Source organism: Haemophilus sp. C1, from assembly GCF_001276515.1.
Classification (GTDB): Bacteria; Pseudomonadota; Gammaproteobacteria; order Enterobacterales; family Pasteurellaceae; genus Haemophilus.
On record NZ_LDVZ01000038.1, the window covers coordinates 1 to 7,335 of the forward strand.

Sequence of the window (7,335 nt, forward strand, 5' to 3'; positions counted from 1 at the left end):
AAACCCTCGCCGGTTTTCAAGACCGGTGCCTTCAACCACTCGACCATTCCTCCGTGATTTAATGCGCACGCATAATACGTTTTTTGAGAAAGACCGTCAAGCAGAAATCATCTCGTTTTTATCAAGTGATTATTTTTACTGCAGCCTAAAAATAAAAAGAATTGACGTAATTTTGGTTACGTCAATTCTATTTTTATTTTTGATTATTCTGATTTTGCGCGGGTTGGCTCAGAATAAACGTGGCTAATTGCACAATGATGTCCCGCTGCACCTTTACCATAGAAATAATAACGAGAATCTTGCCATTCAATAATTGGGAATGGCTGAGGCATTTCATCACTCGCTTTCGCCAAAGTCATCTCCGCTTTTGTATGCGTAACTGAAGAAATAGTACCTAAACGCCCATTAAACTCATAAGTACGAACAAAGGCTGGTTCATTTACAGTTTCAGACTCATTTACAGCAATCGTTGACTCAGTAGCCCCAACTGTTTCTTGAGGTTTATGAGAATTTAAACGCTCCAAAGATTCTTGTACTTTTTTCTGTACAGATTCATTAGCAGGCTGAGTAATAAAATCTAATGCTGGTTTTACTTCAAGAGATTTTTCTTCAACGACAATCCCCATTGCTGGCGTGATAAAACCTTTTTTAGTTTTTTCTTGCTCAAGCAATTCATATACAGATAAGAAATTATTTTCTTTCGGAGTGTTCACTGTTGAATAGTCCACCCAAGCTTTTCCACTTGCCAACTCAGGTGAAGCCACTGCAGCAAATAATGGCATTGGCGATTTTGGCTCTTGATTACGGCGACGACGTTGATTATTCGCTGCACGCAAATGACGTGGAGTACGTCGTTGACGATCTTGACGTTCAGAACGTTCTTGGTTTTGACGAACTGGTTTTTCATCATCTTGAACGGCCTGAACTTCGACAACATCTACTTCTGGCATTTGTTCAACAATGTTTGCGTTATTTTCAACAGCCATCTCATTATCTTCAACACGCACACGTTTACGTAAATCACGACGTTGACGGCGTTGAGTCACTTGCTCAGTTTTTTCATCTTGAGCCTCAAAAACTGGTGTAGAATTTACCGCACTTTCAGCGATACTTTCTTCCACTAAGTTACGGCGCGGACGACGTTGATTACGCTCACGAACATTACGAACTTGTTCTTCGGTTCTTTCCGTTTCGTTATTTTCAGAACGTAGGCGACGAGAAGTACGGCGATCCTGTGAACGGCGTTGATTGCGATTAGAATTACGCGAAGTGCGGTTATTTTTCGGTTTATTTTCTTCAGATTCAGAAGCAAACAAGCCTTTAATCTTCACAATAATTTTCGCTAACAAAGACGGCTCATTCGATTTACGCTCAACTGGAGTCGGAGCAGCTTCAGAAATAGAAAGCGCAACTGCCGCACTTTCAACCGCTGGTTGTTCAGTAACAACGGTTGTTTCCACATTACGAGAAACAAGAGATTCCTCGGTGCTTTCATCTTTCTCACAGTGAATTTTCGCTAAGTTATAGCTCAATTCATTCACCTCTTCGCCATCGCGTAAGCGGAAAACGCTAAAGTGCGGTGTTTCCATTGCTTCATTTGGCGCAACAATGACATCTACATTGTGACGTTTTTCAATATTGCTTATTGCTTTACGTTTTTCATTAAGAAGGTAAGAAGCAATTTGTACTGGCACAATTGTATGCACTTGTTTTGTATTTTCTTTTAATGCTTCTTCCTCGATTAAACGCAAGATAGACAAAGAAAGAGATTCGTTATCACGTACTTTACCTGTTCCTTGACAACGAGGACAAATGTGATGTGAAGATTCACCTAGTGAAGGACTTAAACGCTGACGCGACATTTCTAACAAACCGAAACGAGAAATGCGGCTAATTTGAATACGAGCACGATCTTGACGAACGGCATCACGAATACGATTTTCCACTTCTCGCTGATGACGAACTGGCGTCATATCAATGAAATCGATAACAACTAGACCACCTAAGTCACGCAAACGTAATTGACGCGCAATTTCATCTGCCGCTTCAAGGTTAGTATTTAATGCAGTTTCTTCAATATCGCCACCACGAGTAGAACGCGCGGAGTTAATATCAATAGCGGTTAAGGCTTCAGTTACATCAATAACGATTGAGCCGCCAGAAGGTAAACGCACTTCACGTTGGAATGCGGACTCAATTTGAGATTCGATCTGATAGTGGCTGAAAAGAGGCACTTCGCCTTGATAAAGTTTCACGCGATTGATGAAATCTGGGCGAACAAGTTTGATATGCTCTTTTGCTTTTTCAAACACTTTCGGGCTATCAATAAGGATCTCACCAATATCACGGCGCAAATAATCACGAATAGCACGTACAATTACATCACTTTCTTGGTGAATCAAGAAAGGTGCTGGACGATTTTGAGATGCTTGTTTAATCGCCTCCCAATGGTGAAGTAAAACTTTTAAGTCCCACTGCAACTCTTCTGGAGATTTCCCCACACCAGCAGTACGAACAATCAACCCCACGCCTTCAGGCACATCTAATGAACTTAATGCCTCTTTTAATTCAGTACGCTCATCCCCTTCGATACGACGAGAGATTCCACCCGCACGCGGATTATTTGGCATAATAACCAAATAACTACCCGCAAGAGAAACGAAAGTGGTTAAGGCTGCGCCTTTGTTTCCGCGTTCTTCTTTATTAACTTGAACGATAACTTCTTGGCCTTCGCTCAAGATATCGCGAATATTCGGACGACCTTGGAAAACATAATCATCGGGAAAATATTCACGAGCAATTTCTTTTAATGGCAAAAAACCATGACGTTCTGCACCATAATCTACAAAAGCCGCTTCTAAGCTTGGCTCAACGCGAGTAATTTTCCCTTTGTAGATGTTCGCTTTTTTTTGCTCATGTCCTGGACTTTCAATATCCAGGTCAAATAAGCGCTGTCCGTCAACAAGCGCTACACGCAACTCTTCTTTTTGAGTCGCATTAATTAACATTCTTTTCATTGTCAATTCTCTTATTAAATATTTTAAAAGACCTCAAAATAAACCGCACTTTGCTTCGTTATCGACCTCGTGTTTCTCGCGCCAGTCAATCTCACGACTGTATGTTGCTGGGTGCATTGATAACGTTATATAAGCATAAACGTTTGCTTTATAAAACAACGCGATATTCCACACGCGTTGCAAGCGGCTAATTCATTTCAAGAAAAATGTTGATTATCAATGTCTTATGCCGATTGCCGCATTGAGTTTTCACCAACAAAACTGATCCTTTTTTACGCAAATTCTTAGGCGCAAAAAGACGCTCTATTATCCATAGAAAATGATTAATTAGCAAGGTGAATATTACGTTCATAGAGTTACGTTAATAGTGCCTTTGTGATATGATTCGCGCCAATTTTCAAAAGGAAAAAAGATGACTGAACAAAACGAAAAAATCATTAATTCATCAGTAAAAATGCTGACAATTAGCGAAGATGAAAGTGGCCAACGTATCGATAATTATTTATTAGCAAAACTCAAAGGTGTACCCAAAAGTTTAATTTATCGTATTGTGCGTAAAGGTGAAGTGCGGGTAAATAAAGGCCGGATTAAGCCAGAATATAAACTGCAAACAGGTGATATTGTTCGCGTTCCGCCAGTGCGTGTGGCTGAAAAAAACGACGCGTCGATTTCAAAAAATCTCAATAAAGTCGCCGCACTTGAAAACCAAATTTTGTTTGAAGATGATTGTTTAATTGTTTTAAATAAACCTTCAGGAATCGCTGTGCATGGCGGGAGTGGTTTAAATTTTGGTGTGATTGAAGCCTTGCGGGCATTGCGTCCAGAAGCACGCTTTTTAGAACTAGTTCATCGTTTGGATCGCGATACATCAGGCATTTTATTAATTGCTAAAAAACGTTCGGCATTACGTAATTTGCATGAACAACTTCGCGTCAAAACTGTTCAGAAAGATTATTTAGCGTTAGTACGTGGGCAATGGCAATCCCATGTAAAAATTGTTCAAGCACCGCTTTTGAAAAATGAATTATCCAGCGGAGAGCGCATTGTGCGTGTCAGCGAGCAAGGCAAACCATCTGAAACCCGCTTCAGCATTGAAGAACGCTATACAAATGCTACGCTTGTGAAGGCTTCACCAGTCACAGGGCGTACACATCAAATTCGTGTACATACACAATATGCGGGACATCCCATTGCATTAGATGATAAATACGGTGATAAAGATTTTGATAAACAAATGAGTGAATTGGGATTGAACCGTTTGTTCTTACATGCCTTTTCAATTCGGTTTGAGCATCCTAAAAATGGTGAAACACTACGTTTCAATGCACCACTAGATCATAAAATGAAAGCAATTTTACAAAAGTTGCGGGAAAGCAAATAGACAACATTTGTGTTTATTGCTACACTTGCGCGCGGAGACAACTCGTTTCTATCATCAAAATTTCATAATAACGACAACAAAGGATAGCAAAATGGCAAAAGGGCAATCTTTACAAGATCCTTATTTAAATGCGCTTCGTCGCGAACGCATTCCTGTATCAATCTACCTTGTAAATGGAATCAAACTTCAAGGTCAAATTGAATCATTCGATCAATTCGTGATTTTATTAAAAAACACTGTGAACCAAATGGTATATAAACACGCAATTTCAACCGTTGTGCCTGCGCGCGCTGTTTCTCATCACAATAGCAGCCATCATGTAGCAACAACTGAAGCCGTTGAAAGCGTGGAAACTCAAACAGAATAATCACAGCTCCATCAATGGATAATCAATATTTATTAAGTGCGGTTGAAAATTCTCAGGAAATTTCAACCGCACTTTCTTCATCCCAACAATCTGGAAAAACGCGTGATACCGCCATCGTGGTTCACGTTTTCTTTGCGCAAGATAAAAACACTGACGATCTACAAGAGTTTTTGCTACTCGCTGATTCTGCCAATGTGGATGTATTAGATACTATCACTACAAGCCGTAGCACTCCTCAAGCTAAATATTTTGTAGGTGAGGGAAAAGCTCAAGAAATTGCAGATGCGGTGCAATCACATAATGCTAATGGTTGTGCTTTTTAACAATCAATTAACCCCAGCACAAACACGTAACTTAGAAAGTTTATGTCATTGTCGAGTAATCGATCGCACTGGCGTCATTTTAGATATTTTCGCCCAACGAGCACGCTCTCATGAGGGAAAATTACAGGTTGAACTTGCTCAACTAAAACACTTATCTACTCGATTAGTTCGTCGAAAAACAGGCTTAGATCAACAAAAAGGGGCGGTAGGATTACGTGGACCGGGTGAAACTCAGTTAGAAACAGATCGTCGATTGATTAAAGTGCGCATTTCTCAATTACAAAATCGATTGGCAAAAGTGGAGAAACAGCGCAATCAAAATCGCCAAACACGCCAAAAAGCAGATATCCCGACAATTTCACTTGTTGGCTATACCAATGCAGGGAAATCAACCTTATTTAATCGTTTAACCAATGCAGAGGTTTATGCTGCAGATCAGCTTTTTGCAACCTTAGATCCAACTTTACGAAAATTACAGATTCAAGATGTAGGCACGGCAATTTTAGCGGATACAGTAGGATTTGTTCGACAGCTTCCTCATGATCTTGTTTCAGCCTTTAAATCGACTTTACAAGAAACGGTAGAGGCCAGCTTATTACTCCATGTGATTGATGCGGCTGACTCGCGAAAACAAGAAAATATCGATGCGGTCAATGATGTGCTAGAAGAAATTGGTGCAGGAGAAGTTCCTGTTCTATTGGTATATAACAAAATTGATTTGTTGGAAAATGTTGCGCCGCATATCGAATACAATGATGAAAATCAGCCAGTTGCAGTCTATCTCTCGGCGCAAGATGAGCTGGGTATTCATTTATTGTTTGAAGCTATTAAAGTGCGGTTAAAAAATGAGATACTTTCTCTTTCTTTAATTTTACAACCTCACGAAGGCAAACTTCGCCATGCTTTTTATCAACTTGATTGTGTACGCCATGAACAAATTTCTGAACAGGGAGAATTCTTATTAGACGTACAGATTGATAAAATTATGTGGTTAAAGTTATGTAAGCAATCTTCTAGATTAGCGGATATTAAAATACAATCTCAGGATGCCTAATTTATAGAAAATTATTTTCCAATCCCATATTGTTTCAATTTATTCGCAATCGCAGTATGGGAAACGCCTAAACGTTGAGCTAATTTTCTCGTGCTTGGATATTCTGCATAAAATAATTTTAGGACTTGTGACTCATAAGAACCGATGATTTCATCTAAGGTTTTATTTTCAAATTCATCCAAAGAAATCACCGCACTTTGTGTCGGAGCAAGATTTAAACTTTCGATAGTTAAATGATTATCTTGTACCAGAGAGCAGGCACGATAAAGAGTGTTATAAAGCTCACGAACATTCCCTTTCCAATCATATTTCTGCAAATAAAGAAGAAAATCTTTATCAAAAGTTGGTTTTGCAATTTTTAATTCGTCACTAATTTCCCGTAAAAAACCTTGCGCCAGTGGCTCAATATCTGCAATTCGATCACGTAATGGTGGCACATTAATAGTGAGAACATTTAAGCGATGAAACAAATCAGCACGAACTTTACCTTGCTCAACAAGCAAATGAAGTGGAATTTGTGATGTGCAAATCACACGTACATTTGCATAATGCTCTTTTTCTTCGCCTACTCGACGAAAAGATCCATCCGTTAAAAAACGCAATAATTTAGCCTGCAAACTTAATGAAAGTTCAGCAATACCATCCAGTAAAACCGTCCCTTTATTAGCGTACTCAAAAAAACCAATGGTTTCACTGTCGCCAACTTTTCTACCAAACATTTCACTTTCGGCATCTTCATCAGGCAATCCTGCACAGTTTACTGCGATAAATTTTTTATCGCGACGTAAACTCTGATAATGGCAGGCTTTCGCTAACAAATCTTTTCCTGTCCCCGTTTCGCCTTGAATTAACAAAGACACATCAAACATAGCAAAACGTTTCGCGTTTTCTACCGCACTTTTCATAACTTCACTTTGCACAATAAAACAATCGAAAGGATTTTGTGGATCAAATTTAGAAATTGTCATATTCAGGAAATGGAAATAATTAAGATATGGCTATGATAATTTCTTTACAACAAAGTGTAAATATTATTTTACATAAGGTAAAAATGCGACCATTTTTGACCGCACTTTGATCTGCCCCCAAAAAGTTGGACAGGTTAGTTAACTTAAATATTGAGCTCGGTATTGCACTGGGCTCAATCCTTTTAAACCAAGTTTAATTCGTTTTTGGTTGTAATACACTAAATA

General features: G+C 39.1%; 6 protein-coding genes and 1 pseudogene. 4 read left to right on the forward strand and 3 right to left on the reverse strand.

What is annotated here, in order from left to right:
• A partial coding sequence (locus ABW51_RS10400; protein ID WP_231625717.1) for a hypothetical protein occupies positions 1 to 247 on the forward strand: 247 nt, incomplete at its 5' end.
• On the opposite strand, the gene rne is transcribed toward ABW51_RS10400, so the two are convergent.
• A complete protein-coding gene (gene rne, locus ABW51_RS09135) occupies positions 204 to 3,017 on the reverse strand; it encodes a ribonuclease E (RefSeq protein ID WP_053466496.1) in 2,814 nt (937 codons plus the stop codon). The two genes, ABW51_RS10400 and rne, sit on opposite strands and share 44 nt — an antisense overlap.
• Positions 3,018 to 3,429: 412 nt before the next feature.
• Between rne and rluC the strand changes: the two genes are divergently transcribed.
• The 3 genes and pseudogenes from rluC to hflX all read left to right on the forward strand — a co-directional run bounded on the left by rluC (position 3,430) and on the right by hflX (position 6,142).
• Positions 3,430 to 4,398, forward strand: coding sequence for a 23S rRNA pseudouridine(955/2504/2580) synthase RluC (gene rluC, locus ABW51_RS09140; RefSeq protein ID WP_053466497.1), 969 nt, complete (start codon positions 3,430 to 3,432; stop codon positions 4,396 to 4,398).
• A 91-nt stretch (positions 4,399 to 4,489) separates the two neighbouring features.
• Positions 4,490 to 4,765 (forward strand): RNA chaperone Hfq, encoded by a 276-nt coding sequence (hfq, locus tag ABW51_RS09145; protein WP_005630053.1) that lies wholly within the window; start codon positions 4,490 to 4,492, stop codon positions 4,763 to 4,765.
• 14 nt (positions 4,766 to 4,779) lie between these two features.
• Positions 4,780 to 6,142 (forward strand): annotated as a pseudogene (gene hflX / locus ABW51_RS09150) (ribosome rescue GTPase HflX).
• Positions 6,143 to 6,153: 11 nt separating this feature from the next.
• Here the strand turns inward: hflX and ABW51_RS09155 are convergent.
• Both ABW51_RS09155 and ABW51_RS09935 read right to left on the reverse strand, forming a co-directional pair.
• Positions 6,154 to 7,110, reverse strand: coding sequence for a sigma 54-interacting transcriptional regulator (locus ABW51_RS09155; protein WP_053466498.1), 957 nt, complete (start codon positions 7,108 to 7,110; stop codon positions 6,154 to 6,156).
• A gap of 138 nt (positions 7,111 to 7,248) precedes the next feature.
• Positions 7,249 to 7,335, reverse strand: an 87-nt coding sequence (locus ABW51_RS09935) for an IS3 family transposase (RefSeq protein WP_153064651.1), incomplete at its 5' end; no start/stop codon positions are given.

Excerpts from the sequence above, each read along its gene's own strand:
- rne (WP_053466496.1), bottom strand. The coding sequence starts at position 3,017 with ATGAAAAGAATGTTAATTAATGCGACTCAAAAAGAAGAGTTGCGTGTA.
- rluC (WP_053466497.1), top strand. The coding sequence starts at position 3,430 with ATGACTGAACAAAACGAAAAAATCATTAATTCATCAGTAAAAATGCTG.
- hfq (WP_005630053.1), top strand. The coding sequence starts at position 4,490 with ATGGCAAAAGGGCAATCTTTACAAGATCCTTATTTAAATGCGCTTCGT.
- ABW51_RS09155 (WP_053466498.1), bottom strand. The coding sequence starts at position 7,110 with ATGACAATTTCTAAATTTGATCCACAAAATCCTTTCGATTGTTTTATT.